Below are 26,267 nucleotides of genomic sequence, written 5' to 3'. Positions count from 1 at the left end.
AGCCATGTCGTTCTGTGAGCCAAGGAGTTGGTAGAATGTTTTGTCTTCCTAAGACCGCTTGGCCTCCGACTTCTTTCACGTAGCGCTCAACGAACTCGACAGCGGGCTTTTGTGCCTCGAGTTGCCCAGCCTGTTCGTTTGCAAGAGCAACAGCCTTCTGCTCGGATTCCTTTGCGTCCGCCCAGGCGCGCGCCGCGGCAACCGGATCGGTGAAATCCGGGAGGGCGATGCGAGATTTCGCTCTCTCAATCGCCGCCAGCGTCTTTTCCCGATCAATGAAGAATTCCCGTATCTCGAAGCCGCGCTCGCTGCCGCTCATCATCGCGACGTGCTTGGCGGCGTCCAGCGTCAATGCGCACTCCTTTCGCCGCTTTGCGCCGCTCGGCATCTGCACTACGTTTTCGTAGGTCAGGTAGTCGCGGTCCGCCACAAGACGTGCGCGCTTGATCTGCTCAGCAATCCAGAGGTTGAAGTCGCGAGCAACGTTCAGCTTTTCATGCAGTTCGCGCGCGTCCGAGGTCTCGACGACGGCGCCAGCAATTTGCGTTTCGGATATCTTCAAAAGATCGTTGCCCATCGGTTTCCTCTGGATAGTGAGTTGATTCGATGTTCAACTTATAATAGCCATATACGCATATACGCGCAAGCTATTGTTCGCCGCGCTCCCTCTTCTGCGCCTCGATCTTCGCTTGCCGGCGCCGCACGGCGATCTCGCGATTTACGAGGGTGCTGCCGAAGCCATCGTCGGGGAAGATAGCCTCGCTGCAATGCGGGCAGACGGGGATCATCTTTCGGCCGCGCCATGCATCCTCGACGCGCTGCGCCGCTTTGAGATGCAGTTGGCGATGCGCCTGCTCCTGCAGCGACTTGTCCTTTGAGTTGAGCTTCGCCCAATACTTCGAATACGAATCGAGCATCAGGTTTAGCGCAATGAACGCGTCGATCTGCTTGCCACAGTCATCGCATGTGATGATGCCGCCGTTCTGGTCGACGGTGAGATGCTTGTGTTGGCACGTTCCGTCGAACGGGCGATGCGGTTTGCGCTCGACGCGATATTCGCCAAGGTCGATGACTTCAGCCATGTCTATTCCCATTCAAAAAAGATTATCGCCGCGCGCTCATTGTGTCGGCCCCATGCTGCTTCCAAACTTCAGGCCCGGGGTGACAGCGAGAAGCGCGGCGCGGCGCTCGGCGATCTGCTCAGGTGTCAGTTCGACCTTCGGCGGCGCGGACTCGGCCGGCGCAACACACGGGATCGCGGCGGCCGACGCGGCCGGTTTGCCGCCGTTTTCAATCGCGGCCCGTATTCGCGCATGCCACGTATCGCGCGAGTCGGTCGGATGAGGTCCGCTGACGCCGACGAGCGCGGCTTGCTGCTTCGCAAGTTCGTCGTCTTTCCACCATCCCTGTATTTGCCCGGATACGCGCTTGTCGGGCGCGACTGGAGGAGCCTTGCTGTTCGCCATGAAACGGTCGATCTGATCCTCGCTGCCTAGGCACACATGAAGGCCGAGGTACTTTTGCCCGCGATCGTTGACGCCCTGGTTGTGTGGCGTCAGCGCACACCCTTGGATCGCTCGGCAGAGGTCGCGGGGCGAGTAGCCCCAACGAAGCGCGGCGCGGATGACCTTGATCCTCTTGTCGCCTAGCTGCGCCTTCTTTTGGCCGGTCGCACGCTTCCAATATTCGAAGATGCCCGCGATCGTCTCGGCTTCGGTCAAAGCGGTCTTTCCGATCTCCCCGCCGTCGAGCGCCAGCTCGACAGAGGTTTGGGTGTTAACCGTAGGTGAAGATGAAGAAGAAGCTGAAGCGCCGTCGCCTTGCCTTGGGGGTAGTTCATCACCTTGCGGGGCACCTTGACCTTCACTTTGACCTTCACCATGCCCATGGCTTGGTGAACCCGCAGCGGGCGGTTTTTGCTCACTTTCTGCGTCACCACCACCAGCAACGAAGCGCGTATTGCCGCCGCTGTGCTTGCGTTTGTGCTCGTCCTCGACCATGCGTGACGAGTACCAAAGCGGGCCGTCCTGCTCCGCTATGAGCGTGACCGGTGGTCCATCTTTCCGCCCCGAGCGCGGGACGTAGATATGTGGTGTGCACGTCTCGCCTTTATCGGCGCCCTTAAGCACGCCTTTCTCTCGCAGCGATTTGAGCTCCGATACCTTGCAGTGCGCGGCCTCGGCGATTTCCTTCAGGGTCCAGCGTAGAACGCCGTACTCCTCCTGGTCGTGCATAAGGCAAAGCACATCCAACCAGACGCTCTTTTCGACGCGCGTGCAGCGTCGCAAGTTGCTGTTGGCCTGCCAGTCACCAGGATAGAACTGGAACGAGGGACGCTTCATTATTTTTCCCCGAGTCGGTTCGGGAAGATGGGCTCACCCCTCGCGGGTATCGACGGTTGATCTATTTCCATGCATGTCTCAAACAAGCGAACGAATCCCGCCGGTCGACGCGAGTCGACTGGAGCGGGGCAAAAAATGGGTGCGATCCGCGAATGGACGAGAGCTACGGAGGGTGGCAAAAAACCATGCAATGGTCCCTTGCGCAGTGGGAAGAAGGGGAGTCGCCCGTCGCGCTAGATCGACGTGGAGGCCCTTGCGGGGTATCCGCCCCTTCCCACTGCGCTCTAACGGTAGCGATTCCATCCGTCGGCGACAACAGATGGGGCTTTAGAGCGGCGAGTATGCGCGCTTCGCACATGAATAGCCATGATAAGCTATTTAAATGGAAAACTCGCCGTAGGGGAGAAAATTATCCTGCCCGGTTGTCCGAAGCGTCATTCCGGGCTCGGATATCACCCGCAATGAGTCGCACCTTCGCATGGTCTTTACCGTGCGACTCGACGATCGCGAGGCACGCCTCTCGTTCGGCTTCGACGGCCTGCCGTACGGCCGGTGCGATATGATGCTCAAAAAGTTGGCCCATCTCACGACGCAGAAAGTCGCGTTCCTCGTCCGTCATACCGGCGCCAACGATTTGCTCGCTGGTTACGCGATCGACACCGAAGTCATGCCGCCATGTGAGGCACATCGATTCGATGACCGCGGCGTGGTCCATATTAGTCGACATCAGACATTCTCCTGTCAGATGACGACAGGGGCGAACGCCGCCGTATCGGATGCAGACGCCTTCCGTTCTTCTACGACCAGCACATCATAGATAGACTGCACGGTCGACGATTTCGGATTCTTGGTCTGCCGCTGGAATATCTTGTTAAGCGTATCCAGAGACACCCCCGATATCTGCGCCAGTTCCCGACGGCGACGCGAAAACAACGTGGGACCGACGCGCATCACGAACTCGTATTGCGATTCCATATGTAAATTCTTCCAGTATTTCCGGCAGTTCGGCGTAATAGGGCTTCCAATATGCCTATATGGCTAATCATACAACATCGAAAGCGGCCCACGACACACTGGTTGTCCCCATTTCGTTGCACCGCTCCAAAAAGACCGTTATGATTCGCCGTGTATGGCTACTTTTAGCCTAACTACCGGTGTTTCACTAACATGTCAACATCAAAAACGACGAAAACGCCCGCCGGCCGAGCTGCAGCGAAGCCAGAGCGCGGCTCACGAGCCAGTCCAAAACCAGCAAAAAAGGCTGCGCCGAAGCCTCGTTCGCTCCCGCCTGAGCAACGAGTATTGAGAGAGCAACTTTCGCAGACACTTGAAGCGTGGATGCATGGGACGCCGCGCCTTGATACGCAGGTCAAGCTGGCGAAAGCCTCGGGCTTGGGACAAACGACTATTGGGCGAATCCTTAATTGCAAGGTCGCCGCGACGATTGATGCGCTCCAGCAGATTGCCGCTGCGTTCGGCCGAGAAGCCGGAGAACTGCTGATGAGCCCAGAGATGGCCCGTGTCAACTATGATGTCGCCCGGTACAGCAAGCTACCTGTCTACGAACGGGTTCGCGTGGATGCTTTCGTTGCCGAGGTCATCAAAGAGCATGCCGAGTCTGGGAAGGGCAGTAAAGAATAAGGTAGGGGCGTCCGAAAGGACGCGTCAGCAATTCGATGCTGAAGTTCTTGCGTCTATATGCGTATATGGCTAATATGAGTCCTGATGATTGCATCCCGCAATCGCCATCAAGACCGTTCCCGTGCCATACACAACCGCTCCTGCAGAGATATTAGGCGTTGTCCGTGCCTCGTCGTGGAAGACGCTGTTCTCATGCCCACTTAGTTGGCGATTCGCCAATATCGACAAAATTCGCAAGCCGTCCTCCGGCATTGCCCAGATCGGAACGGCGATTCATGCCGGCACCGCATTGTTAAGTCGGATCGTAGCCATGTCGTTCTGTGAGCCAAGGAGTTGGTAGAATGTTTTGTCTTCCTAAGACCGCTTGGCCTCCGACTTCAATTGGGACTCGAGCGCCCAGTTCAAAGCCGCGGAAAGCATTGTCGCGCGGTCCGTCAATCGGTACTGCCACGAGATCGCGCCGCACGTCACATACACCGCGGTGGAAGTGCGCTGTGAAGACCTGCACATCAACACGAAGCACGGAACGATCGTCACCACTGGCACGATCGACCGTGTTCGCCAGCGTGCGTACTCGGTCCGGGATGATGGAAGCGTCAAGGAAGTTTCGCGCGAACTGGCCGACAGGCAAGGCTATCAAACGATCGTCTTCCACGAGAACGTCCGCGATATCAAGACCGGACTCCAGGCTGTCGGCTATGGCGACGACGGCGAACGCGTCGCTACGATTGGCGCGCACCATTTGCAGGTTGGTATCTACACGATCATGACGGAAGTCGAGCTCCAGCGCTCGATGGAAGCACCCGCCGAAATCTGCGGCATCTCAACTGGTAAATCGGGCGACATCGCGGTCAGCGATATTCGTGACGTGCGCACGGCATTGCTCGGTACAGATGAACGGCCGGGGATGATTGAAATGGCCGCGAAGATGCTGAAAGAGGGCGATTTCCGGCCTGCGCCGGGAACCGTTATGTGTTCTCCCGTTTATTGCGCCGGATGGGATATCTGCCCGTACCACGCATAGTCGCACTATCTCTACAAAGGAATTTCCATGGCTGAGGCAACTCTCGAGGAAATACGCCGTCCGGTATCTCCAACACTCGCGCCCGTCGTTCCGGGCTTCGGATCGCTCGAATCGTTCGAATTGATGCAGCGCGCTGCTCGCCTTCTCGCTTCGGGAACGCTAGTGCCACCGGCTTACAAGCTGGTCATCGAAAAGTATGACCGGTACGGCGATCTCAAAGAGCGCCGCGAAAATCCGTCGGCACTCTCGAACTGCGTGGTCGCGCTTAACATGGCGCTGCGGATGAACGCGGACCCGTTGATGGTAATGCAGAACCTGCACATCATCGAAGGGCGCCCGTCGTGGTCATCGCCGTGGATCATCGCGCAGATCAACAACTGCGGACAGTTCTCCAAACTGCGGTTCGAAATGAAAAAGCTCGGCAAGCGGAAGGTCGATCATGTCGGCTTCGAGTGGCGGGAGAACGACAGGGGCAAAAACGTTAGGCATGAGGTCACGACGTCGGTCGAAATCGAGGATGTCCAGTGCATCGCATGGTGCATCGAGAAGGCGACCGGCGAGCGGCTCGAATCGACTCCTGTGTCGCTCGGCATGGCGGTGATGGAAGGCTGGTACACGAAGAATGGATCGAAGTGGAAGACGATGCCCGATCAAATGCTGCGGTACCGAACCGCTGCGTTCTTCGGCCGGATCTACGCGCCGGAACTGCTCATGGGATTGCCGACCACGGACGAACTCGAAGACACGATCATCGACGTCAAGGAACAGCCTGACGGCAAGTATGTCGCCGACGTCGACGCGTTGCGCGACGGCGCCGCGCCTCGCACGGCCGGGCCAGAGCCGCAGCGCACGAGGAAAGACACGCAGAACGCCACCACGGTAGATGCGACCGATGTGACGCCGCAGGCAGCCGACCCGGTGTCCGCCGCCGGGACAAGCCCTGCTCAGGCCGCCGAGGCAACGCCGCCCGCAGAAAACGAACCTGCTGCCGCTGGCGTAACGCCGAGGGGAGCATCACCGGTCGCGAAGACAACGCCGCCGGCGCAGGTCGGCATGGAATTCGACGATGTGGGTCAGAAGAATCATGCCGGCGGCGTTAGTTACACCCACGAAGACTCGCTTGAGATGGCGATCGCGTTTGCTGCGAAAGGTGATTACGATTCGGCGCTTGACCTGAAGGCCCGTATGCCAGAAGACATGAAGCAGCGCATCGACGCGGCGATCCAAAGTCACAAGGAGGAAGTCGCGGAACTCGCACGCCAGGCACAAGCAAGGTCGCAACCGCAGACCCGGCGGCCCAGTCGTTCTTACAACGTTTGAATTTGCACGCCCAAGAATAACCACGATAGGCTATTTAAAGCCTGTTAAGAGGATTCTCATGCGCATTACAAAGATAGAAGTCGAAAACGTGCTCGCGCTGAAACATGTTTGTATCGAAGTCAATCAGGCGATCCTATGGATCAGCGGCGAGAACGGGCAGGGAAAGAGTTCGCTCGCCGAAGTGCTTGAGCACACGCTCGCGAACCGCGTCACGCGCGGCGGGGAGAAGGATGCGGAGCAGTTGAAGAAGTCGGAGTTCGCCAACTTCCTGCACCGCGGCGAGAAACTCGGCGCAGTGCGCATCGCGCTCGACGGTGGGTCGGCGACGCTGACACTCCCCAAAGGCACGCGCACGTTCGAAATGGGCGATCTGTCCATGCGGCAGATGCAGGCCATGCAAGCCGCGATGCCGTTCGTAATGAACCCGGCCCGCTTCGCGAAGATCGGCGCCGAGGAGCGCCGAGCCTACCTGTTCGAACTGACGAAGGTCGATCGGAGCGCCGCTGCGGTGTCGAAGCGCCTCATCGACAAAGGGCACGACGCTGCGCTCGTGAAGATGGTTGCTCCGCTGGTCGCCGCGAGTTTCAGTGAGGCAAGCGACGAAGCGAAGGCGAAAGCGCGCGACGCAAAGGCCTTGTGGAAGGGTGTGACAGGAGAGTCGTGGGGCAGCGAGAAAGCCCCGGAATGGAAAGCCGACGTTCCCGTATATAGCGACTCCGATATCGCGGCCGCGCGAGCGCTCGTCGAACAGAAGACCGCCGAATACGGTGTCGCGAGCCAGACACTTGGCGCGCTGAACGAAAAGTCTCGTGTATTCAACGAGGCGTCGAAGAACCGCGCCGACCTGACGGCGAAAGCCGGCCGCATCGATGCGATCAAGGCGAAACTGGCGACCGACGAAGCTGAGCTCGCGAACTGGACTCAGAAGGTCGCGGAGACACAAGCACTCGCCGAAGGCGGCACGGCAAAGACGCCGCTCGTCTGTCCGCACTGCGCCTCCCTCGCCGAAATGAAAGACGGCGCACTCGTTGAGTTTGTTCAGGTCGAGAAGATTGCCGACGCCGATGCGAAAGCGAAGCTGCCGCAATATCAGAGCGCGCTCAAGACGATGCAGAACTCCGTCACCAACGACAAGCGCGACCTAGCGGACGCTGAAGCTGCGGCGGCATCCCTGGCCGCGCTGAATGCGCTGGAAGCGCCGAGCACTGCTGAGATCGAGGCAGCGCAAGCGGCAATCGACGCTATCACGGAAGCCGGGAAGGCGGCGCGCGCGCAATTCGATGCCGCGCAGGCCTTGAAGGACGCGGCGAAGGCTGCGGCGCAAAAGACGATCGACGCACTGGCGCATCACAGGTCAGTCGTGGCATGGCTCGCAATCGCGGAGGATCTGGCGCCGAGCGGCATCCCGGCCGAACTGATGGCCGATGCTCTTACGCCATTCAATGACCGCCTCCGTGCGAGTGCGGCCGCATCCTATTGGCCGGTCGCCAAGATCGAGAACGACATGAGCCTGACGGTCGACGGCCATCCACACCACATGGAATCGGAGTCGTATCAATGGCGCGCGAATGCGCATTTTGCCGAAGCAATTTCGCACTTCTCGGGCGCGCGTGTGCTGTGTCTCGATCGATATGACCTTCTCGTCGGGCAAGGCCGCGGAGACCTGATCGACTGGCTGCAGGACATCGTCGCGAAGGGCGAGGTCGATACGGTGATCGTCATGGGCAGCGCGACATCGATGCCGTCCGGCCTGCCCGAGGCCTTCCAGACCGAATGGATAAGCGAAGGCCGGATAGGGGTCGCAGCATGACAACTAGAACGAAACCGTCGGGCAGTTTCGAGATGGAGATTCTGCAGCAGCCGAATGGTATCTACACCATCGTCGATAAACCGCAGCCCGAGGTCAATCTCAATCTAACGGCAGCTGTGATCGAAGCAGTTCACAACGGGCGCGGCGCCGGTCGAAAAAATCCATCCATCGAATTCAAGGCCCCGGTGCCTGCGCGCCTCGACGGCGATGCGCATGCGCGCATAGACGCTGCCGTTGCGAAGCGGGAGCGCAAGGCGGCGAAGCTCCGGGGCACCAAATGAGGGGCTACGCCGCGATTGGGCTCTATCGCCCGAAAGACCCGAAGAATCTCGGAGCGGTGATGCGCGCCGCGGGATGCTACGGCGCTGGCCTGGTTGCGCTTCAGGGTGCGCGCTTCTCGATGTCGAGCACGGATACGCAAAAAGCGCACCGGCACGTTCCGGTGATTGAGACGAGCGACATTTTGTCGGTCGTGCCGGTTGGTTGCCGGGTCATCGCTGTCGAGTTTATCGACTCGGCGCGCCCGCTTCCGGCACTGACGCACCCGGAGCGCGCGATGTATGTCTTCGGGCCCGAAGACGGCTCCTTGCCGCCGAGCATGCTCGAGCGGTGCGACGACGTCGTCTATATCCCGACCGACTATTGCCTCAACCTTTCCATGGCTGCGAACACGGTTCTGTATGACCGAATGGCAAAGCGCGCCGAATGGTCGAGCGTACCGCCGAAAGCCGCCTGAGTCCGCATAAGGGGAAAAATCAAATGGATCTGACTGAATTGCTGCACAAACTCGCGCCGAAGCTACCGACGCTCGCGGAGGCAGACCGCGCAAAAATCGCGCCGCACATTGATCACATGCACGCGGGCGTCATCCGGCCGGTAACGGATGACGAGCGCTTGCTGATCGCTCAACTTAGCGGAGATGCGCAATGAGCAGGCTCACCCGTGAACAAAAGACGGCCAACAAGGCGGCGCAGAAGATCCGTGACCGAGCATATGCCGCTCGCCGTCGACTTTATCGGGCTGCGTGCGATGCGGCCGAAAAGGCTGCGGAACAATCAATCTTCGCGAAGAACCGCGACTCGGCTGTCGAGGCGATGGAGCAGGAGTGGCAAAACCGAAATGCAGCGTGCGAAGCGATTGAGAGTGAAATCCAAGCGCTGAAGGAGAAGCTCGATCGCACGAAGGCGCAGTTTTCCACCGCTTTCGAACCAAAGCGCCAGTCGCGGAATGATGCGCAGAAGGCGTTTCAGGAGCATCGCGCGGCGCTGCTTGCCGAAGTAGAGGCGTCGTTTCCAGACATGCTGAATTGCTGGTCCGTCTCTGCATGGGACATCCCCGCTGAAGTGCGTGCCGAGATGGACGCGGCAGCGAAAGGTACGGTGACGGCATGAGCGCGCCGATACTCAAACCCTTCTTCGTCACGATCGCGTATACGGCCGTCGTTATGGCGGAAAGTGAGTCGGACGCGCGCGCGGTCGCGGACGCGCAGGCTCATGAGATCTGCCGTGAAGAGGCCGCCGATATTACGACCGGATCGGAAGTCACGCGCATTGCGGACCTGAAGGCGCACGGCTGGTGCGGTGAAGAACTGGCGTATGGCGGGGATGGGCAGACCAAGCTGAAAGACGTCCTTTCCGCGCTCGAATCGCTGCCGACTCGCGATACGAAGACGATAGACATGTTTGCGGGGGCATCTGCATGAAGATCCTATCGATACGCCAGCCGTGGGCTTGGCTCATCGTGCGGCCCGATATTTTTGGTGATGAGGCGCGCCGGCAAGCATACGCCACGGGTCTAATCAAGGACGTCGAGAACCGCACCTGGGCGACGAAGTTCCGGGGCGAATTCCTGATTCACGCCAGCATGGGGTTGACGCGCCGCGAGTACGAAGACGTGTGCGACTTCCTCTACGCGTGCGATATCCCCATCAAATTGCCGCCGTTCGAAGAACTTCAACGCGGCGGCGTCGTTGGCGCGGCGACGCTGGTCGATTGCGTCGATTGGAGCGAGTCGCAGTGGTATATGGGTGCGAAGGGCTTCGTCCTACGGGACGCGCGTCCGCTGCCGTTCGTTCCATGCAAGGGAGCGCTCAACTTCTTCGAACTTCCTGACATCTTCCCGGCCCTTTTGGCGGCGGGTTTCTCGGAGCAAATCTGATGACCTATTCGAATTCGAGACCTAATCTTGTCGCGATCGCCGATGCCATGCTCGACGAAGCAGGTATGCACATGCTAGCAACTTCTGTCGGCAAGCCGTCCGGGGACGCGACGGTTCCTGAGAAGCGGATCAATGGTGTCGCGGTAGGCGAATGGGCGGCGGAACTGAAGCGCGCGGAAGAGAGCGTCTCGTTCCAAACGAAGCATGTTGCACAGATCCGGCGCGTGCTCGGCGTCGCGCCAGTTGACACAGTAGAGACGTTGCAGGAAGAAATAGAGCGGCTGACGGCGATTCTTAGTGCGCGCGCGACCGCCTCAGATGCGCGGCCGGCTATCGACAGCCACGACCTGAGCACGAGCGAGGGCGGTCGCGGCTATATCGCCGAGTTTTTCTCGAAGCGCCTTCGTCGGCATGACTTCGCGCGCTATATCGCGGAAAAGCTCGCGGCTGATTTTGCGTGTGCGTTGGCTGACTATCTGAGCGAGGACGATGCTGCGCGTGCCGAGATGATCGCAGAGCGGGACGCTGCTGTAATGAGCGCGCATCGCCAAGCACTTTGCATTCAACAATGCGCCGCCCATATCGGTCCCGATACATCCGCGACGATTGATGGTCTTCCGCTCGCCGTAAAGCGTGTCATGCGAGAGCGCGATGAGGCGAACGCGGTTATGACCGACGCGCATGCCGCGATTCACAGCGTTTTGATCGCGGGCGGCGACTGCGGCGACGAACTGGCGGATGCGGGTTTGAGGGATCGCATGTATGCGTCGCGTTCTGCAATCCGCTGCCTACTTGCCGGGCAATCGCAATCGGCATCGGAACCCGCTGAAGCGCGCGAGACGGATTATGCGGCACTCGAGCGCGAGCACATGGGTGATCCCGACAAGCGAACGGGCATCTATGGGCCGCGCGGCTCGGCTCCCGAACGCAAAGCACCGCTAACCGAAGCGGCTATGCGGGAAGGTTGGCATCAGACGTTTAGCACGAACAACACGTTCTGTCCTTGCGATTTCCGTACTTTCACGAAAGTCGTGCGATGGGCGGAGCGCGCTCTTGCCGCCTCAACGACAGGAGCGCAGGCGTGAGAATCCATATCAGCTATGGCCCGACCCGTCCGAAGCCCCGCGTCGGAGACCGGCGCGTCACGAAGAAGCACGGTGAGCAGATTCCGGTGTTCCAGCGCTCGCAAGGCTCTTACGTCGTCAGCAACGGGCGTCCCTGTTACGAATGGGTTCCGATCAGCGAAGCGAAGGCGCATGGCGCGGCGCATCACTGGACACCCGAAGAGCGCGCGAAGTACGACAACGAATACGCGGCTGGTTACATGCAACAGCGAGGTGCTGCGTGACCCTTGGCGACCTGATCAAATCGCGCCGCGAAGCGCTCAGCATGACGCTCGACGAAGTAGCTGATGCGTCCGGCTGCTCGAAGTCCTACGTGTGGGAAGTCGAGAACCACAAAGGCTACAAGATGAGCCTCGTGCTCGCCGCGCGCCTCTCGGTCGCGCTCGGTCTGCAAGTCAGTCTGATGGCCGCAGCCGCGCTCGAATCCGAGCGGAAGGCAGCCAAACAGCAGGAGAGCGGCGATGACCGGTAAGCACGACGACCTGATTGCGCGGCACATCGAGTTGAACATGTCGAACTATGGACCAGGTGACGTGGACACGCTCAACGCTTGGGCAATCGAAGCGCATGACGCCATCGAGACGTTGCGGCGCGAGCGTGACGAAGCGCGGGCCGAAGTCGAGCGCTTGAGCGCGATTATCAACACCCCGCAGGCGAACGACTTCCTGCGCGCGGTGAGCATCGAAGCGGAGCACCAGAAGCAGCGGTGGGGAAGCGAGCACGACGCCGGCAAGACGAACGCGGACTGGAATGCGCTGATCGGCTACCTGCTGGCCAAAGCGCTCACGGCCATGGCGATCGGTAATCGCGAGAAGTCTGAGCACCACGTCATCACGGCCGCGGCGGTTCTCAAGAACTGGCATGCGACCGTGACAGGTCAAAACAACGAAATGCGGCCCGGATACGCCGACGGCGGACACCCTGGAGTCATCGATACCCTTGAAGGATCGCCGACATGAAATTCATACCACGCACGTTCGCCCTAGTCGGTTTTCTCGTGTTCCTGTTCGCCACCAGCGGCGCGATCGGCATCGGACATTTCCGTTTGTATTACGGCCCCGCGCCGGTCGTTTGCGAGCTTGGCCATGCCCAAAAGTAAGGGCCGCGGCAAACGGCACACTCCGAAAGGAATATCGACGAATGCGTTGCAATGGGCAATGGCGGGATCGCATCTGATGCCGGCATCCAAGCAGGCGGAATTATTCGGTTCCGTCGAATCCGCGTTCAACGCCCTGCGCGTGGGCAACGCGTCGCTCGAACAGTGGTACACGATCGACAACGGATTGCGGCTCTCAGAAGCGCTTATCGCGCTCAACATTGGGAATAACCTCGCAGCGCAAATCTCCGCGGGCCGGCGGGCGCTCGAAAGTGTCGGAAAGTCGGAGGCCAAGCGGTCTTAGGAAGACAAAACATTCTACCAACTCCTTGGCTCACAGAACGACATGGCTACGATCCGACTTAGCTGTATCGCATTCAACTCGGACTATGCACTCAAGGCGAGATGTCAAAAGCAGTGGTGCGGGTACGCAATGCAATCATGGGTGCGGCGCTCGTCGCCCACAACGATAGGGAAACCTGCCATGTTTAAACGCTGGACATCGGAAGAAGACGAGAGCATTGATGCCCAACTGAAGCGCGGCATCAAGATCACTAAAGTTAAAATCCCCGGCCGCAACAAGCCCGACATCCGCAAGCGTGCGCTTCGCGCGGGCCTCATCAAGAAGGGACCAACGCCGTCTGAGAAGCACGACATTCACTGGGCGGCCATTGAAGAGGCTCTCGGTCGAGGCGGTAGGACCATGAAGCAACTCGCGTCGGAGACCGGTATGACGCTCGATGTAGTGCGAAAGCTCATCAAGACGCGACGAGCCGAAGTCCACATCGCCGGCCAGGTCATTCAATCGGGGCGCCCGAATACGAACATCTGGGCGTTGGGCCCGGGCGAGGACGTCGTAGCGCATGATCCCGTGACTGATGCTGTCCGGGACGATCCCGAAGCTGCGATGATCGCCGAGGCGCGCGCTCGCTTGCGCGAAGTAGAGGCGCGCGGCGAACTGATACGCCGCGATCCGTTCGTGGCGGCACTGTTCGGTAAATACACTCCGTCGTGCCGCCCTTCGGCATAGGTTAATCAGGCTTGGCGATGAATCCCGACTGCTGAAGCTGGCTGATATAGCCCTGCAAATAGACTACTTTGGCGCGGTCGCCGTCGGCGTCGTCGACGATCCCGAAAAGAGCGACTCCAAACGCTGGTGCGAGGTCTGCTGTTCCACTGGCACCATCGCCCATGCTGCCGGCGCCGGTGCCAGTACCGGCTTGTTCGCTACTGGCTGGATGGAAGTTGGACACTGCGATGCGCAGCCGGCGAGAACCGTCAGCGATAGCAGCCCGATTACGAGCGTTGTCCGCTTCATGAGCCTGTTTCTCCTTCGTGAGTTGATCGTCGAGCGTGGCGATCTTGCCCTCGGCGACGGTGTGTGCGTCGATAGCGCGGTTCTCGGCGTCGAGGGCAGCCTTGGAGATCAGATTGAGGTCGTTGGCATGCTGCTCGTTGTCGCGCGCGTGCGCGGCTTGCTCAGTCGAGAGTTCCGCCCGGTAGTGATTGGCGGTTAATTCATACCCGCCACCGGCACCGATTGCAATGCCGAGCAGACCCGCAGCGAGACCGGTGAGTAAATACGGGGACATGGGTCATTCTCCAAGACACGCCGCGCGCTCGGCGAGGCGTCGTGTGTAAATGCCGTAGCAGTTGTTCGCGCGGTCCGAGCAGTCGAACCATTCACCGCGCCGCTTGACCTTCGCCCACTTTATGTACAGGTCGCAAGCGGCCGGGAAATCGCGCGCGACGTACGCGGTGCGAATGCTCGGACCGTCCGCGGAATCTGCCGCGCGCCACGCGCCGACACCGCGGTTGTACGCATAGTCGACGGCTGCCACCTTCTGGCCATCGGTCAGATCATCGAAGCCTGGCGTCGAAGAGCGAACGGAATCTGCATAGCCGGCGAGGCTCGTCGACAGGATCTGCTTGCACTCGGCCAGTGTGTACGGGCGCATTGGGACGTTCGTCTCGCCAAAGCAAACGGTTTGCACATGCGCGCCGATGGTGTCGTTGTATGGCGTGAGTCGGACGCCTTCACTCGAGCTCGTGAGCGCAACGACACCGGCCGCAGCAGCAGAGCCGATGATCGCGGCGAGGTTTCGCTTACCGGGGCGGAACGGCATCAGTCCTCCAACGACGATTGATGCGTATATGCACCAATCAGCCCGAGGGCGAAAATCACAGCAGGGACGCTTAACACGAGCCACATGGGCATACGATCGACAAGGGCGCCGGGCAGTGCGGCCCATGCCGCTCCCAAGGCAGAAATCACGGAGCCGACGATCAGTGCGCGCACGCTGTGCCGCTTATGCGCCTTACGCCAGTAGAGGACTCGTTTCATGGCTTTTGAAGGGTGGTGCTCGCGTAGTGCATGAGGGCGAGCATGAGCACGCCGGCCGCTGCCAATAGCCCGTGAGTGATCAGTTTTGCTCTGACCTCGTTCCACAGATGCTCGCGCGCGAGATTTCGCTTAATGAGACTCTCGTGATAAAGGCGGTGACTGTCAGCATCGCCATCGGGAAACGCTGATGTCAGAACCTGATCCAGGCGGTCCGAAATGGCACCGATCTTCTGATCTATCTCCGCCTGTTTGCCGATGTTTTCCGTGTGACGCGTGTCGAGATCGGCTTGCAGCGCCCGGATTGCATCAACCACTTCCTTGTTGTCGCTCGGCGGCATGCCTTCCCCTGTGTGCACGTTATGGTCTTCGTGCCAGAACCTTGTGAATGGCGTCCAGTCGATTGACCAGCGCAAGTTGCAGTTTCAGTTCCGATTCGCGGCCCTTCTGGAAGTCCTGAAAGGCCTTCGATGCGAAAAATGCCTCTGCTTCGCTCACCGGGGTACGCTTCGCCTCGGCAAGCGATGTTGGGGAATATAGAGCGAGGTTATTCGCCAACTGCTGGAGTTTTTCCACCCATTCGAAGCGAGAAGTCCGAGAGACAGGAGCTAACGGGAAATCGCGCCGGTGGCAACGTCGCCACCGCCTCCTTTTCGACCTCCTCTAGGAAGATCACCCCGTCACCGTTGATGTCCATGTTGAAGAAGTGCCGCGTCTTGCGAACCGCTTCGCGGTACATGACGAGCATCTGGATAAAGTCGGATTCTGGGTAGCGATGGAACACAAACATGCGGTCGCGAAGCCAGTCGCCATAGCCCGTATCGGTCACCGGATCTGGCGGAGTGTCGCCGGCCTTGCGCAGTTGCGAGGCCATGCAACCGAGCATCCAGTGGTACTCGCCGCTGATACCGAGCAGATCGCCGTGCAGTTCCTCAATCGATTCCGCAGCTGCGCCGATGAGCGGCACAAGCGACCACGCGTCGCCGCCTACGTCGCCCGCTGGGAACGTCGGAACCACGTTTTGCTGCTGCCCGACGAGGTAGTTCGAGAATCGGCCGGCGCCGATCATGAAGTCAGGGGCGGTCTCGGACACGTGCGCCATGTAGTGTGCAACGACGAAGCCGCGCTCCTGAACCGTCATGGCTCGCGGGTCAGTGACGTGATTCGGTGTGGCCGCTTCTGCTTCTTTGATGACGCTCGTTAGGAACCGCGTCGTCTGTGACTCGTACATCGAAGGAGGAATCGCGGCGAGGCTGATGGCATCGCCTATCGCAATCTCTTGCAATTTGAGGGCGAGCCGTTTCGTGCGTAGCGGGCGAAATTCGATCAACTTGATGCTCCAGGGGATGCGATGGCGATGAAGTCATCCCGATCGAGTGCGGTCAGCGTGCAGAGCGTGATCGGAATGATTTTCTCTGTGTGATATCCGCTCTGCGAGATCGGCGCCGTGATGGGATCGCCGATCGACTCGATGACGAGCGGCGCATAGGTGTATGTTTTGTACTGGAAGGCGATCATCGTCGGCGCGAGCGAGGGCAGCAGCGCCTTGATGTATCCCCCTGCGGTTTGATCGGCGCTGGTCACGCGCTTCACGATCGAATCCTTGCTCAATTTCTTTGGCACGGCCCAATAGTTCAACTGGTTGACCGGCAGCTCGACTTCAGTGTACGAATCAGCGATCGCGCGGAAGTGAATGTTGAACGTGAACCGGATCGGCGCCATGCCGGTGAAAATCTGCGTGCTATTCAGCTTGGTAATGCCCGTGCGCCCTTTGAGGGATGCAAGCGCGTCCTGCACGGTTGATGGCGGCTGATTGTTTTGCGCTGCTGTGGGCTTCGTGCCGGTGGCGGCCGACGTAAGGTCGGAAAGGACTGTCGCCAGCGCGCCCGATTGCAGCATAGCTGCGAGGGCCGGCGCCTTCGTGTCCGGGCTCGTTGCTTCAAACGGCGATTGCCAGTTGAGCGTCATCTCGCGATGGCCGTCACTGATCGGCGCGTGCACCTCCGTCGGTTCGTCTGGTAGACGCACGCCGTTCTCATCGCACGCGTAGAACTTCGCGATGAGGAAGTCATTGAGACCGCCCCATTGCGAGGTGAGGATGGAGCCGTTTCCCGGATTCATGATGCGCCTGTGAAAAAGGGCCGCAGAGTCGCGGCCCTATACTTCTGACTGCGGCGTTCTTACAGCGCTGCGGACTTGCGTTGCGACTTGACGCGCTTCATCGTGGCTGCGGCCGTGTGAGCCTTCTTCGACGCTTTGCGCAACGCCAGTTTTTGCTTGGCCGTCAGCTTGACCTTGCCGGATACGCGTTTGTTCACGCGCACCTTTTTACCGTCGCGAATCGCGGTCTTCATGCGATAGACGGCGTCGAACGTGCCAGCGCCGTCGAATGCGAATCCGTCGATATCCTCGACCGGATCGACTTCCGTCAGCGTCGCAGCGAGGAGGTCGCGAATGCGAACGGCTGCGTCGTTGTCCCAGTCGTTGAGCAGGGCGCTTGCATCGTCTTCGGATACGCCCTTGTCGGTCAGGTAATCCCACGCGGACTCGAGCGCAAGGTCCATCGTCTCCTGTTCGTCGCCGGTAAGTTCCTCGTCGTCGACGTCCGGGTTCGACAGTCCGATGAATAGACCGAGCAGGCGCGTGGCGAGGGTCTCCCCATCGTCCAGATCGCTGTCGCCAGCGTCGGCCCATTCCTGAAGCGCCGCGGCGACATTGATGGCGATGTTCGTCAGCGCATAGTTTTGGGCGTCTTCGTCGATCACCGTGACGTCGTCGAGAGTCGGGGTCGGCGCCTTCGGTTTGGCAAGGTTCCGGATCAAGGAAGTCAGTTCGTACATGGGTCCGCCTTATTTCGAAATGGTTTGCGTGACCGTGATCTGCCGCGCGACGCCGTCGTAGTGCAGCGAATACTTCACGATGACGTTGTCGGCTGGCTTCGTCGGGCTGGGAGTGACGGAGAACTGAAAGGCCGCTCCGTTCATAAAGGTGCTCGGCTGCAGCCACCCGGCGGATTGAGCGCCCTCGAACTTCGTCTTGAGGTAGTCGTTGTATTTCTTGATGCAGACGGCCATCGGGAGTTGAATGAATTCCCGGCCAGCCATAACGACATCCTCGTCGATGGACGAAGACATCTCGGCCACCGAAATCAACTTCTTGAACGACACGGTCGTCGTCGCCGAAGTCAGCGAATCCGTGAACACGTAGAGGCCGCCGCCGTTGTACTTCGTGAACAGCACCGGATTGATCTTCGCTGCGGCGAGGTCGCTCAGCTCGTTGTCGCTCGGCGTGTAGATCTGCGACATGTTCGTGCGATTGAGCGGCCATGCCTTCCCGGCGATCGGGAAGTTCTTCGGCGCGAAGCCGTTTGCGTCGGTCTGTGCGTTGCGCGCGCATGCGCGGGCAATGTTGAACGTTGACGTGCCGAACACCGAGTTGCCATTGATGCCGGTCGGGTCTGCGCTCTTGATGGGCGACCAGTACACGTGGCAGTAGTAATCTTTCGTGCCGACCAGACTCAGTTGCGCAACCCACGTGATCGCTTCCGCCGGCGTGAGCGTGCCCGGCACGTCAAGCTTGAAGGTCGTGTTCACGCTGAACGCGAGGTTGCTGAGCAGCGAAATCAGCGCGACGGCCTGCGATCCGCACGACGCGATGAAGCCGTAATCGAGCGGCGTGAACTGCAGTGCGTTGACCGCCTTCGTGTAGTCGGAGACGGCATAGCCGAAGCCGCCTTCGCTGAAGTAGTCCAACACTTCGGACGTCGACCATTGGTCGAGGCCGTTATCGTCACGGCCATATGCGTCGGAGTTCGGCACGACGGTCGCGTTCTCGCCTACCACGACAACCAGCGCATCGGTCAGCCCAGCCACCACGTCAGGCAGGTAGAGGCTATTGTTGAAGTCGTCGACCGCGTTGGGGTCGAACGAACCGGCGATGTCGCCGAAAATGTTGACACCATTCGGGTCAAGCAGGCGGAACGTAATCGACGGATTCGCGATGGGATTGCCGTTGGCGTCCAGCAATGCGTCTGCGTGGTACGAAATCGACACCCCGTCGTTGTAAGCTTCCAGGTGCTCGACCGAGAAGAGGAACTCGTCCGGCGCGTCGTCGGCGACCGAATACTCGGTCGTCGTGCCGCCGACCACGGTCAGCGTCGGCGCAGCGGTGTAGCCGGTGCCGCCCGCGATTTTCGTGACAGCGGTGATTACGCCGCCAACGACGGTCGCTTGCAGTATTGCGCCGGTGCCCGGGCCACCGATCTGGATCGTGGTGTTGGCGGGATAGCCGGTGCCGCCGCTCGTAATGGTCGCACCCGTCACCGCGCCGGCGGCCACCGTCGCGACGAGAACCGCGCCGGTACCGACGGGGTTGGTAACGGCGTACATCGTCTGCAGTACTGCAGCGGCCGGCGTGAGGCGTGAGATAACAGCCCGCTGCGCCCCATTGTTCAGCGCCTCGACGACATGAACGTATGCCTCGTTGAGCGGCGTGACGCGCATCGATTCGCCCGGGCCCAGCTTGGCGCTGACGGTGCCTGCGTCCACGACGAACGGCTTGTCGATGCGGCCGCGCGTCGCGCGCATGACGGTCGCGAAGACCTGATCCGAGTTGTCCGGCGAGAAACCGTCCGTGTTGTCCTGGACGGGATTAAGCTGGATGCCCGGTTGTGCGCCGAGTTGGCGAACGAAGGGTGCAGACATGTGCTCCTCTCCTTAAACTGCGTGACTAGACGCCAGCCGGCGTTTCGGTTGCGGCCGGTACCGGCGCCGAGTTGGCCGCAGGCGCTTCGGTCTGTTGCATCGGTTGCGCAGGCTTCGGGGCCGGCGCCGTTGTTGCCGCCGGCGCTTCAATCTCTTCGATCAGCACGGCCGGGTCGAACTTGTGGATGTTCGCGAGCACTTCGGCGTCCGCCTCGAGGCGCTTGAGTTGCGCTTCGCTCGTGAACTTCACGTCGTCCGAATTCTTTTCGCCCTGCTTCGGCACACGCGTATTGCCGATCAGATACAGGCCGAGCTCGGGAAAGACGATCGGGATCGGCATTTGATTGGTCACGCGCAATTTGCGTGGGAACGACAGGCCTTCGACCGCAGCGCGGTCGGCCGTTGCCTCTGCCGTCGCGTTCTGCGCAGTCGTGCCAACCTTCATGGATTTGCTGCGGGACATGGTTGCTCCTGATGGCATTGCGATAGCCCGGCCGAAGCCGGGCACCGAGGTGACGGTCAGAACAGATTCGAGACCGTGATCAGCGCAACACCCAGAGCCGACGGACCATGCGGATTCACGCTCGTGAAGCTGCGCGCGTAGTACGCGTTGCCCGACACGAACTGCTTCGTGAAGGCGGTGGGGATCACCGTCGGCGGTACCGCGTCGCCCAGAACGAACGGACAGCGAGCAACTTGCGTCGAGCGGCCGATACACAGGATCTGTGCGGTCGGCGAACCTGCAGCGCCCGCGACGACCTTCGGCGCGTAGTACACCTCGTACTTGCCGAAGAGACGGCCGAGGCGGTAGATGCCCGGCTTCGCGACGATGCCGCTCGGCACGAACAATTCCAGCGGCAGGGCGATGATCTGCGCCATCACGTTCGTCGGCACGTACATGTGCGTGATGCCGTGATCGATCGTGTTGTTCGCCATGTCCTGGTCGGCTGCGCCGAGGACCGCGGAGAAGTCTTGCCAGATCTGCGCGCGGGTCTTCTGCTCGCCGAATGACGTCCATGAGAAATCGAACGTGTAGGGCGTCAGGCGCGAGGCGATACGCATCGCCTTGAGCAGCACGTTGTAGTGCCGTTCGTTCGCAGCCTGATTGCGGACCGCCATCAGCGATTCAGCAGCCGGGTCGAGTCCCAGTTCGTTCGCGAACTGCGTGCGGCTGTCGACCGATTGCTGCGTCAGCACGCGCCACGGGCTCGCGTAGAGCTTGAAGGTCGTCGCGTTCGTGTTGACGTACGGCACGAGATCCGGCGCAATTTCGTAATCCATGAAGTCTTCGACGATCACGGTCGTGTTTGCCGGAAGCGGGGCGCTCGGCGTCACCACAACGGCGCCCGTCGCGTAGGTGATCGTGCCCGTCAGGTTGTACGTCGTGCCGCCGATCGTAACCGAGCCGACGAGGTTACCTGTCGCCGGCGTACCGTCCTGCGGCACTTCGCTGAATGCCGGCATGCCGTTGACGTAACCGATCAGCCGATTGCGCAGCAAGGTTGCGGCCGGCGCCGTCTGATCGCAGTGTTCCGAGTCCGTCTGGATCGTGGTCAGAAGACCATCGTACGAACCCGAGTTCGCGCCGGCCGTTTCCAGCGTCAGCGTGTGGACGCGCTGAGCGGAGGCGTACATGCCACCGCTATTGATGCCGTCCATGTTGTCGTTGGCCTTGTACTGACCATACGCTTGGCCGGCCGTATGTGAGACGATGATCAGGCGCGCCTCATTCGAGCCGATGTCGGTCGGCAGATAGTTCGCCACCGGGATCGCTTCGGCGATCGCGGCGGTGATCGCGATGACCGCGCGGTTCGGTTGCAGCGAAAGCGGATCGCCGTGTACCGAGGTCGCCGAGTCGAGGGTTCCATCTTTCTTTCGCCCTTGATCGGTGGTGGCGTAGCCTTGATGCAGCGCCCATTCGATCACATCGGCCGTCGGCGCGACGCCGTGTTGACGCTCGAACGAGGCGCAACCATCGAGGATGCCCTTGATCAGCGTGCCTTCGTCCTTTTTCTCGATCTGGTCGAAGATCATGCCGAGCGATTTCGGGATTTCGCGACCCGATTCGTTCGTTGCGCCGGCGACGAATTCTTCCGCCGATGCGGAGTCGAACGTCGGACCCTTTTGAGTCGCGCGAAGTCCGTCGACGAAGTCTTCGGTCTTGCGGGTTGCGTCGCTGCTATAAATTGCGCGTGGCATGTCGTTCCTCTATGGAAAGTGGTTTCGCCTCGGGCGCAGGCGTTACCCGCGCGTTCTGCAAGACCATTTTCAGTAGGGCGACATGCCTTACTTCCGCGCTTTTTCCGGTTTCTAGCGCGTGCCGTTACGGCGTTTAGCGGCTTGGATTCGCTCGAAGTCGTCGCGGCATTCGGCGTCGCAAAAGTGCTGCGCGGGATCGATGGACGATTCGCAGTTCAGGCATTTGCCGTTGCTATCCGGCAGCTTGGGAACCACCCTAATGGCGGATCGCGCGCACTCAAGCGCGAGATCGATGCAGTCGTCGGCTTGGTCGCAAATGTCGGCCATTACTCCTCCAGCTTTGCCTTCGTTGCTGCGATCGCCTCGTTCAGGTACATGAGGCGCGCCTGAAGCGTGGCCTCGACCTTAGGCGCGGACATACGAATTGTTGCTGGTACGATAGCTTCGGTCTTGGCCAGCGCGGCTTGGAATGCCTCGCGGCCATCGTCCATAGCCTTGACCAGCTCGGACATAGCCGCCTCCTGGTCGTCCTGCGAGACGAGCGGGAATGCCTTCCCGTTGAGCAGGACCGAGAAGATGTCACCGCTTTCTTTCACGAGCAACGTGAGGCGCTGGCCGTCGGCGAACGCAAGGTCCACTGTCTTATAAGCGATATCGGACGATGTGCGAATCTGCGGGTCGACGGTCGCCTGCACGAGTTGCTCGCCCGCGCCCTGGAAGTACTTCGATAGGGATTGCTGGGCGACGTCGCCACAGAGGTCTTCGAAATTGAAAATGAGTGCGCCCATGAAGGCTCCTTATTGAGGGTCACCGGTAAGGCTGCCTGCGCCGTTTTCCGGGTGCTTATGCGTCGAGCCGACATTCACGCCATTGTTCTTGAGCGCGCCAGTAAAGCCGACGTCGCCGTCGATATCGGTCGTGTTCGTCGATCCGCCGCCCGTACCGGAACCGAACAAGCCGGACAGGAAGGAAAGCAGCCCCTGGAAGATGCCTTGGCCGCTGAACTTCGCGACCGGCGTATTCACGATGACTTGCGTCGACGCGTTGATCGTCAGTGTCTGCGTATCCATCGTGATGTTCGGCGCCTGAAAGTGCATCAGCGTGTCGGCGACCATTTCGATATTCGCGTGGTGCCATCGGCGCGTTCCGGATGGATTTCCTGATCGCGGGTTGCGGTAGCCGGTGATGATCGGGTACCGCGGGTCGCCGTTCTCGAAGGCAAGCCAAACAGTGTCGCCGGCTAGAATCTCGATTTCTGTGTTGTGCGCGCTGTTTGCTGACTTGTCGCCAATCGGGTATTCGATTTCAGCCAGCGGCAACTGAACGGCGCCGTCGGTGATGCCCGGGATTTCGACGGGGCACATCCGCGTATCCGGGTCATAGCCGCGGACAATTCCAGGAACGCGGGCCGGGAGGTTCATTGAAGACCCCCGAGCCAGAACTTCGAATACGCATTCGCGCCGCTGCCGTCCGAACCGGTCTGATAGACATGCGCCGCTGTTACGATCGCAAAGGGAGTATCGACCACTGTGATGACCTGTCCAGCGTTAATCGCTGGCGCATACGGCGATTTAAGCTGCTTGCGCATGATCAGGACCTTCGTCATATTGGCGAGGGTACGAGCGTCTTGCCGCGGCATATAGAACGCGGCGCGCGTTTTCGTCCGATTTCCATAGGCGAAGTTGCCGCTATCGTCCGTAGAGTAGAAGAACGGGATCTCGTGACGTTGAAGGAAACTGCTTTGGAGGTCCACGGTCCGGTCTTCATCGACTCGCTTGACCGAAGTCTGCTTCATCAGATCGTCGAGACGCAGGAATTTCAATTGTTGACCAGTCCAGCAGACAACACCACCTTCTTCCTGAAGAACCTGCGCGATTGGAATGCTCGGGACGTTACCTACATAGCAGGCGAACTGGTCGATCGTGAAATCGGCATTGACCTGAACGCTCGCGCCGCACGCGCGATAGACGGCGCCGAGCGACGTCGACGTCATGATCACGGCCGTCTTTCTCTGAAAACTCACGCCGGCGCACGCCTTGATGGCCGCGATGAAAGACGTTGTCGCGTAGGGCCGCGTCCCTTGAACGGCGGAGACGTTATTGTTGTCGTGGGTCTTGATGACCTGGAATTCGACGTTGTCGCGGCCGGCGATGACCGAATCGCCTTCGCTCACTGCGGTCGATGCGTCGACGCGCAACGTGCATTCGAGCGTCAGCGGAACGGGCTCGAGCGATGACCGGATGACAGCGGACACGATGAGGTCGCCGCGCACGAGTTTTCCGCCGATGATGATGTCCACGGCCTACACCGATATGACGGGCTGCACAAAGGCGCGATTTGGCAACTCCTCTTCTGCCCGTGCGATGTCCTGGTCGATTTCGGAACTCGACCGGCCGTACACGTCCGAGCCGAAAGCACGCGTGGATTCCAAGTACAGCGCCTGCTCGCGCTCGACATACAGCAGAAAGAGCGGCCGAATCACAGCCCACTCGCTTTGCGAAATGACTGTCGTTCCGTCAATCCAGTCGACCGGGTCGAGCGGCTTGCCTGCGACGATTGGCGGATCGACGCGACCGAAGCCAAACGGCAATCCGTAGATCGCCGGCGTGAAGTACTCGTCGATCGTGCCCGGCGCGTCCTCGCCCCAATTTGGCGCTTCGCAATGCGGGGGCGGCGTCGGCGCTGGTGGAGGAGGCGGAAGCAGGCTTGCGATAGGGCCGTAGCCCGCATACTTGCGAGCAGCTACCACCGCCTGTTGTGTGACGATCTCCGGATCGATGACAGTGCCGATCGGGCGATCAGTCGAGAGGAATTCGCTCGCCAGTTCGGCGAGCGTCTTGGTGATCACGACGTGATATTCCCCGGAACGACTTCACCGAAGTAGTGGTAGAACAGCGTACCGGATAGCGTGAGGATCGATCCGCGGTTATCCCAGTTCCGCTCGCTCGGCTCGCAGGACAGGAAACAGTCCACGATGTTGAGGTAGAAGCGGTACTGGTCGGTCGTGCCGTTGTAGACCTTCCCATTGAACCGCGCGCCCGCCGCGAGCATCTGCAGCAGGATGTTCGACGCGGAGCCGGCGACCGTCTCCTGAATGGTGACGGCGCCTTGCTGGTTGACTTTGGCCTGCTGCGGGATCTGCTGCGCGACACCAAGCGGCATCGGCACTTCGATTTCACCTCCGCTCGTCAGCACCGGCCATGGGAAGCCCTGCACGATGAGCGCCATCGACTCGTAGCCCGCGAACTCGATCATCGCGTCGCTTGAGATGGCCTTCTGGCCGATCGCATTGGCCGTGTCGTAAATCTGTTTCAGGTATTGCGCGCTCGAGACGGTCATCTCTTTGGCTCCGCTATGTGTAAGTCCACGACTGAATTTAAGCGGGAGGGTGCGCGCGCCAACGTCTCCTTTTCCTAGTTGCTAAGACCGCCGCTAACCAGCCGGGCAATCTTGGGATCGCTGACTGTCGGGCCCACGTCGCCAGCGTCCACAGATACCCGAACCTCCTGCGCGGCGGGGCGAGTCATTGAGGTGGCCACTGCGGCAGGCATCTCTCCGACTGCAGGCACGTTGACCCCAGGCGACGTCGACGGCGAGGGAAGCGGTTGCGCCAGAGCCAGAAGGCGATCGCGTTCCGTGTTTGCACGGTTCAGCGTGCTCGACTGAACTGCCGCGCTCGAGCTTTTGAACAGGTCGTTGTTGTGAGCGATTTTGTAGTTCTGAATAGCGGTTGCGATCTCAGCGTCGCTCATCTTGGACGGATCTTTGCCGGCCAGTGCCGACTTGATGAGTGATGTTTGACCGCCGAACTGCACCGAGGTCGACCACACCGCGTCTTGTACCGCGGCGCCGCGCTTGCTTAGGTCAATGCCCGATTTCGCGAGCATCGCCATCTGCGGATCGAAGTGCGTTGATTTGATGAAGTCATGCTGCGCCTGCCCGAACATGGGATCGTTCGCGGCGATCTCCTTCCACTTGGCATTGAATTCGGGCGAGCCCGGTTTCAGTCCCGCAAACTGCGACGCATACCCGCTAGAGTTCAGAAACTTGTTGAGCGTGCTATTTGCTCCGCCGGCGCTCGCAAGTTGATACGTGCCATAGCTCGCACCGCCATGGTCGCCCCGTCCGCTTGAAATTGCGGCGGCGCCGCGGTTGCCCGATTCGAAGAACTTCGATGTCTGACCGAGCACCCAATTGCCAGCAGCCCTCGCCGCATTGACGATCGGCGTAGCCATCTTCGTTGCGCGATCGGCAACGTATTGGGTAGAGACGACCGCGGCCTTTTGTGCGACTTCGGCCGTTTGCTTGGCCGCACCGGAAACTGCCTGTCCGACTTTGGCGGTTGTCGCCTTTACATCGACGCCGGTCTTGTCCTTGACGTAGTCATTTGCCTTGTTCGCGAGCGTCGTGACAATGTTGAACTTATCCTTCAGCCACTAAGTCGGATCGTAGCCATGTCGTTCTGTGAGCCAAGGAGTTGGTAGAATGTTTTGTCTTCCTAAGACCGCTT

The 26,267-nt window shown here is 60.2% G+C and carries 39 protein-coding genes; 17 read left to right on the top strand and 22 right to left on the bottom strand.

Annotated elements, in window-relative coordinates:
- The 5 genes from QYH69_RS34085 to QYH69_RS34065 form a co-directional block, all read right to left on the bottom strand.
- Positions 1 to 577: antA/AntB antirepressor family protein (locus tag QYH69_RS34085; protein WP_308836071.1), on the bottom strand; the 577-nt coding region annotated here is incomplete at its 3' end.
- 70 nt (positions 578 to 647) lie between these two features.
- Entirely contained in the window at positions 648 to 1,082 is a 435-nt protein-coding gene (locus tag QYH69_RS34080; RefSeq protein WP_308836070.1) for a hypothetical protein, read from the bottom strand.
- 36 nt (positions 1,083 to 1,118) lie between these two features.
- The gene (locus QYH69_RS34075) at positions 1,119 to 2,342 is read right to left on the bottom strand and encodes a hypothetical protein (protein ID WP_308836069.1); all 1,224 of its coding nucleotides are present in this window, start codon (positions 2,340 to 2,342) and stop codon (positions 1,119 to 1,121) included.
- Between the two features lie 409 nt (positions 2,343 to 2,751).
- The gene (locus QYH69_RS34070) at positions 2,752 to 3,057 is read right to left on the bottom strand and encodes a hypothetical protein (RefSeq protein ID WP_308836068.1); all 306 of its coding nucleotides are present in this window, start codon (positions 3,055 to 3,057) and stop codon (positions 2,752 to 2,754) included.
- Between the two features lie 26 nt (positions 3,058 to 3,083).
- Complete coding sequence (locus tag QYH69_RS34065; protein ID WP_308836067.1) at positions 3,084 to 3,317, bottom strand: hypothetical protein; 234 nt, start codon at positions 3,315 to 3,317, stop codon at positions 3,084 to 3,086.
- 192 nt (positions 3,318 to 3,509) lie between these two features.
- Between QYH69_RS34065 and QYH69_RS34060 the strand changes: the two genes are divergently transcribed.
- The 17 genes from QYH69_RS34060 (at position 3,510) to QYH69_RS33980 (ending at position 13,544) form a co-directional block, all read left to right on the top strand.
- Positions 3,510 to 3,983 carry a helix-turn-helix transcriptional regulator gene (locus tag QYH69_RS34060; RefSeq protein ID WP_308836066.1) on the top strand — a complete coding sequence of 158 codons (474 nt, stop codon included), beginning with the start codon at positions 3,510 to 3,512 and terminating at the stop codon, positions 3,981 to 3,983.
- Between the two features lie 364 nt (positions 3,984 to 4,347).
- The gene (locus QYH69_RS34055) at positions 4,348 to 5,007 is read left to right on the top strand and encodes a hypothetical protein (RefSeq protein WP_308836065.1); all 660 of its coding nucleotides are present in this window, start codon (positions 4,348 to 4,350) and stop codon (positions 5,005 to 5,007) included.
- A 123-nt stretch (positions 5,008 to 5,130) separates the two neighbouring features.
- Positions 5,131 to 6,327 carry a hypothetical protein gene (locus tag QYH69_RS34050; protein ID WP_308836072.1) on the top strand — a complete coding sequence of 399 codons (1,197 nt, stop codon included), beginning with the start codon at positions 5,131 to 5,133 and terminating at the stop codon, positions 6,325 to 6,327.
- 58 nt (positions 6,328 to 6,385) lie between these two features.
- On the top strand, positions 6,386 to 8,137 hold the full coding sequence (locus tag QYH69_RS34045) for an AAA family ATPase (protein WP_308836064.1): 1,752 nt from the start codon (positions 6,386 to 6,388) through the stop codon (positions 8,135 to 8,137).
- Positions 8,134 to 8,418: a hypothetical protein gene (locus QYH69_RS34040; protein ID WP_308836063.1), complete on the top strand. Its 285-nt coding sequence runs from the start codon at positions 8,134 to 8,136 to the stop codon at positions 8,416 to 8,418. The genes QYH69_RS34045 and QYH69_RS34040 overlap by 4 nt, the downstream gene beginning before the upstream one ends.
- Entirely contained in the window at positions 8,415 to 8,873 is a 459-nt protein-coding gene (locus QYH69_RS34035; RefSeq protein ID WP_308836062.1) for an RNA methyltransferase, read from the top strand. Before QYH69_RS34040 ends, QYH69_RS34035 begins: the two co-directional genes overlap by 4 nt.
- A 23-nt stretch (positions 8,874 to 8,896) precedes the next feature.
- Entirely contained in the window at positions 8,897 to 9,067 is a 171-nt protein-coding gene (locus tag QYH69_RS34030; RefSeq protein ID WP_308836061.1) for a hypothetical protein, read from the top strand.
- On the top strand, positions 9,064 to 9,528 hold the full coding sequence (locus QYH69_RS34025) for a hypothetical protein (RefSeq protein ID WP_308836060.1): 465 nt from the start codon (positions 9,064 to 9,066) through the stop codon (positions 9,526 to 9,528). The genes QYH69_RS34030 and QYH69_RS34025 overlap by 4 nt, the downstream gene beginning before the upstream one ends.
- Positions 9,525 to 9,839: a hypothetical protein gene (locus QYH69_RS34020; RefSeq protein WP_308836059.1), complete on the top strand. Its 315-nt coding sequence runs from the start codon at positions 9,525 to 9,527 to the stop codon at positions 9,837 to 9,839. The genes QYH69_RS34025 and QYH69_RS34020 overlap by 4 nt, the downstream gene beginning before the upstream one ends.
- Entirely contained in the window at positions 9,836 to 10,294 is a 459-nt protein-coding gene (locus tag QYH69_RS34015) for an ASCH domain-containing protein (protein WP_308836058.1), read from the top strand. The genes QYH69_RS34020 and QYH69_RS34015 overlap by 4 nt, the downstream gene beginning before the upstream one ends.
- A gap of 47 nt (positions 10,295 to 10,341) precedes the next feature.
- Entirely contained in the window at positions 10,342 to 11,379 is a 1,038-nt protein-coding gene (locus QYH69_RS34010) for a hypothetical protein (protein WP_308836057.1), read from the top strand.
- Positions 11,376 to 11,642, top strand: a complete 267-nt coding sequence (locus tag QYH69_RS34005; protein WP_308836056.1) for a hypothetical protein — start codon at positions 11,376 to 11,378, stop codon at positions 11,640 to 11,642. Before QYH69_RS34010 ends, QYH69_RS34005 begins: the two co-directional genes overlap by 4 nt.
- A complete protein-coding gene (locus QYH69_RS34000) occupies positions 11,639 to 11,890 on the top strand; it encodes a helix-turn-helix transcriptional regulator (RefSeq protein WP_308836055.1) in 252 nt (83 codons plus the stop codon). Before QYH69_RS34005 ends, QYH69_RS34000 begins: the two co-directional genes overlap by 4 nt.
- Entirely contained in the window at positions 11,880 to 12,377 is a 498-nt protein-coding gene (locus QYH69_RS33995) for a hypothetical protein (protein WP_308836054.1), read from the top strand. Before QYH69_RS34000 ends, QYH69_RS33995 begins: the two co-directional genes overlap by 11 nt.
- Entirely contained in the window at positions 12,374 to 12,517 is a 144-nt protein-coding gene (locus QYH69_RS33990; RefSeq protein WP_308836053.1) for a hypothetical protein, read from the top strand. Before QYH69_RS33995 ends, QYH69_RS33990 begins: the two co-directional genes overlap by 4 nt.
- The gene (locus QYH69_RS33985) at positions 12,504 to 12,818 is read left to right on the top strand and encodes a hypothetical protein (protein ID WP_308836052.1); all 315 of its coding nucleotides are present in this window, start codon (positions 12,504 to 12,506) and stop codon (positions 12,816 to 12,818) included. The genes QYH69_RS33990 and QYH69_RS33985 overlap by 14 nt, the downstream gene beginning before the upstream one ends.
- Positions 12,819 to 12,998: 180 nt before the next feature.
- The gene (locus tag QYH69_RS33980) at positions 12,999 to 13,544 is read left to right on the top strand and encodes a hypothetical protein (protein ID WP_308836051.1); all 546 of its coding nucleotides are present in this window, start codon (positions 12,999 to 13,001) and stop codon (positions 13,542 to 13,544) included.
- 1 nt (position 13,545) lies between these two features.
- On the opposite strand, the gene QYH69_RS33975 is transcribed toward QYH69_RS33980, so the two are convergent.
- From QYH69_RS33975 to QYH69_RS33895, 17 genes are all read right to left on the bottom strand, one after another.
- A complete protein-coding gene (locus tag QYH69_RS33975) occupies positions 13,546 to 14,106 on the bottom strand; it encodes a lysis system i-spanin subunit Rz (RefSeq protein ID WP_308836050.1) in 561 nt (186 codons plus the stop codon).
- Positions 14,107 to 14,109: 3 nt separating this feature from the next.
- The gene (locus QYH69_RS33970; RefSeq protein ID WP_308836049.1) at positions 14,110 to 14,640 is read right to left on the bottom strand and encodes a glycoside hydrolase family protein; all 531 of its coding nucleotides are present in this window, start codon (positions 14,638 to 14,640) and stop codon (positions 14,110 to 14,112) included.
- Positions 14,641 to 14,854: 214 nt separating this feature from the next.
- Positions 14,855 to 15,196: a hypothetical protein gene (locus tag QYH69_RS33965; protein ID WP_308836048.1), complete on the bottom strand. Its 342-nt coding sequence runs from the start codon at positions 15,194 to 15,196 to the stop codon at positions 14,855 to 14,857.
- A gap of 19 nt (positions 15,197 to 15,215) precedes the next feature.
- Entirely contained in the window at positions 15,216 to 15,431 is a 216-nt protein-coding gene (locus tag QYH69_RS33960; protein WP_308836047.1) for a hypothetical protein, read from the bottom strand.
- Entirely contained in the window at positions 15,403 to 16,185 is a 783-nt protein-coding gene (locus tag QYH69_RS33955; RefSeq protein ID WP_308836046.1) for a hypothetical protein, read from the bottom strand. Before QYH69_RS33955 ends, QYH69_RS33960 begins: the two co-directional genes overlap by 29 nt.
- A complete protein-coding gene (locus QYH69_RS33950) occupies positions 16,182 to 16,856 on the bottom strand; it encodes a hypothetical protein (protein ID WP_308836045.1) in 675 nt (224 codons plus the stop codon). Before QYH69_RS33950 ends, QYH69_RS33955 begins: the two co-directional genes overlap by 4 nt.
- Before the next feature lie 179 nt (positions 16,857 to 17,035).
- The gene (locus tag QYH69_RS33945; protein WP_308836044.1) at positions 17,036 to 17,695 is read right to left on the bottom strand and encodes a hypothetical protein; all 660 of its coding nucleotides are present in this window, start codon (positions 17,693 to 17,695) and stop codon (positions 17,036 to 17,038) included.
- Positions 17,696 to 17,704: 9 nt separating this feature from the next.
- Positions 17,705 to 19,558, bottom strand: coding sequence for a hypothetical protein (locus QYH69_RS33940; protein WP_308836043.1), 1,854 nt, complete (start codon positions 19,556 to 19,558; stop codon positions 17,705 to 17,707).
- A gap of 25 nt (positions 19,559 to 19,583) precedes the next feature.
- Positions 19,584 to 20,021 (bottom strand): hypothetical protein, encoded by a 438-nt coding sequence (locus QYH69_RS33935; protein ID WP_308836042.1) that lies wholly within the window; start codon positions 20,019 to 20,021, stop codon positions 19,584 to 19,586.
- A gap of 56 nt (positions 20,022 to 20,077) precedes the next feature.
- Entirely contained in the window at positions 20,078 to 21,757 is a 1,680-nt protein-coding gene (locus QYH69_RS33930) for a hypothetical protein (RefSeq protein ID WP_308836041.1), read from the bottom strand.
- Positions 21,758 to 21,868: 111 nt separating this feature from the next.
- The gene (locus QYH69_RS33925) at positions 21,869 to 22,084 is read right to left on the bottom strand and encodes a DUF2116 family Zn-ribbon domain-containing protein (protein WP_308836040.1); all 216 of its coding nucleotides are present in this window, start codon (positions 22,082 to 22,084) and stop codon (positions 21,869 to 21,871) included.
- Positions 22,084 to 22,545: a hypothetical protein gene (locus tag QYH69_RS33920; protein WP_308836039.1), complete on the bottom strand. Its 462-nt coding sequence runs from the start codon at positions 22,543 to 22,545 to the stop codon at positions 22,084 to 22,086. Before QYH69_RS33920 ends, QYH69_RS33925 begins: the two co-directional genes overlap by 1 nt.
- Positions 22,546 to 22,554: 9 nt before the next feature.
- Positions 22,555 to 23,121, bottom strand: a complete 567-nt coding sequence (locus tag QYH69_RS33915) for a hypothetical protein (RefSeq protein ID WP_308836038.1) — start codon at positions 23,119 to 23,121, stop codon at positions 22,555 to 22,557.
- A gap of 53 nt (positions 23,122 to 23,174) precedes the next feature.
- The gene (locus QYH69_RS33910; RefSeq protein WP_308836037.1) at positions 23,175 to 23,954 is read right to left on the bottom strand and encodes a hypothetical protein; all 780 of its coding nucleotides are present in this window, start codon (positions 23,952 to 23,954) and stop codon (positions 23,175 to 23,177) included.
- A gap of 105 nt (positions 23,955 to 24,059) precedes the next feature.
- Positions 24,060 to 24,605 carry a hypothetical protein gene (locus QYH69_RS33905; RefSeq protein WP_308836036.1) on the bottom strand — a complete coding sequence of 182 codons (546 nt, stop codon included), beginning with the start codon at positions 24,603 to 24,605 and terminating at the stop codon, positions 24,060 to 24,062.
- Positions 24,602 to 25,096: a hypothetical protein gene (locus tag QYH69_RS33900; RefSeq protein ID WP_308836035.1), complete on the bottom strand. Its 495-nt coding sequence runs from the start codon at positions 25,094 to 25,096 to the stop codon at positions 24,602 to 24,604. The genes QYH69_RS33905 and QYH69_RS33900 overlap by 4 nt, the downstream gene beginning before the upstream one ends.
- Positions 25,097 to 25,170: 74 nt before the next feature.
- Positions 25,171 to 25,992: a hypothetical protein gene (locus QYH69_RS33895; protein WP_308836034.1), complete on the bottom strand. Its 822-nt coding sequence runs from the start codon at positions 25,990 to 25,992 to the stop codon at positions 25,171 to 25,173.
- Positions 25,993 to 26,267 lie beyond the last annotated feature (275 nt).

The organism is Paraburkholderia sp. SARCC-3016 (assembly GCF_031119615.1).
GTDB lineage: Bacteria > Pseudomonadota > Gammaproteobacteria > Burkholderiales > Burkholderiaceae > Paraburkholderia.
This window is presented reverse-complemented; position numbering and strand designations above follow the sequence as displayed.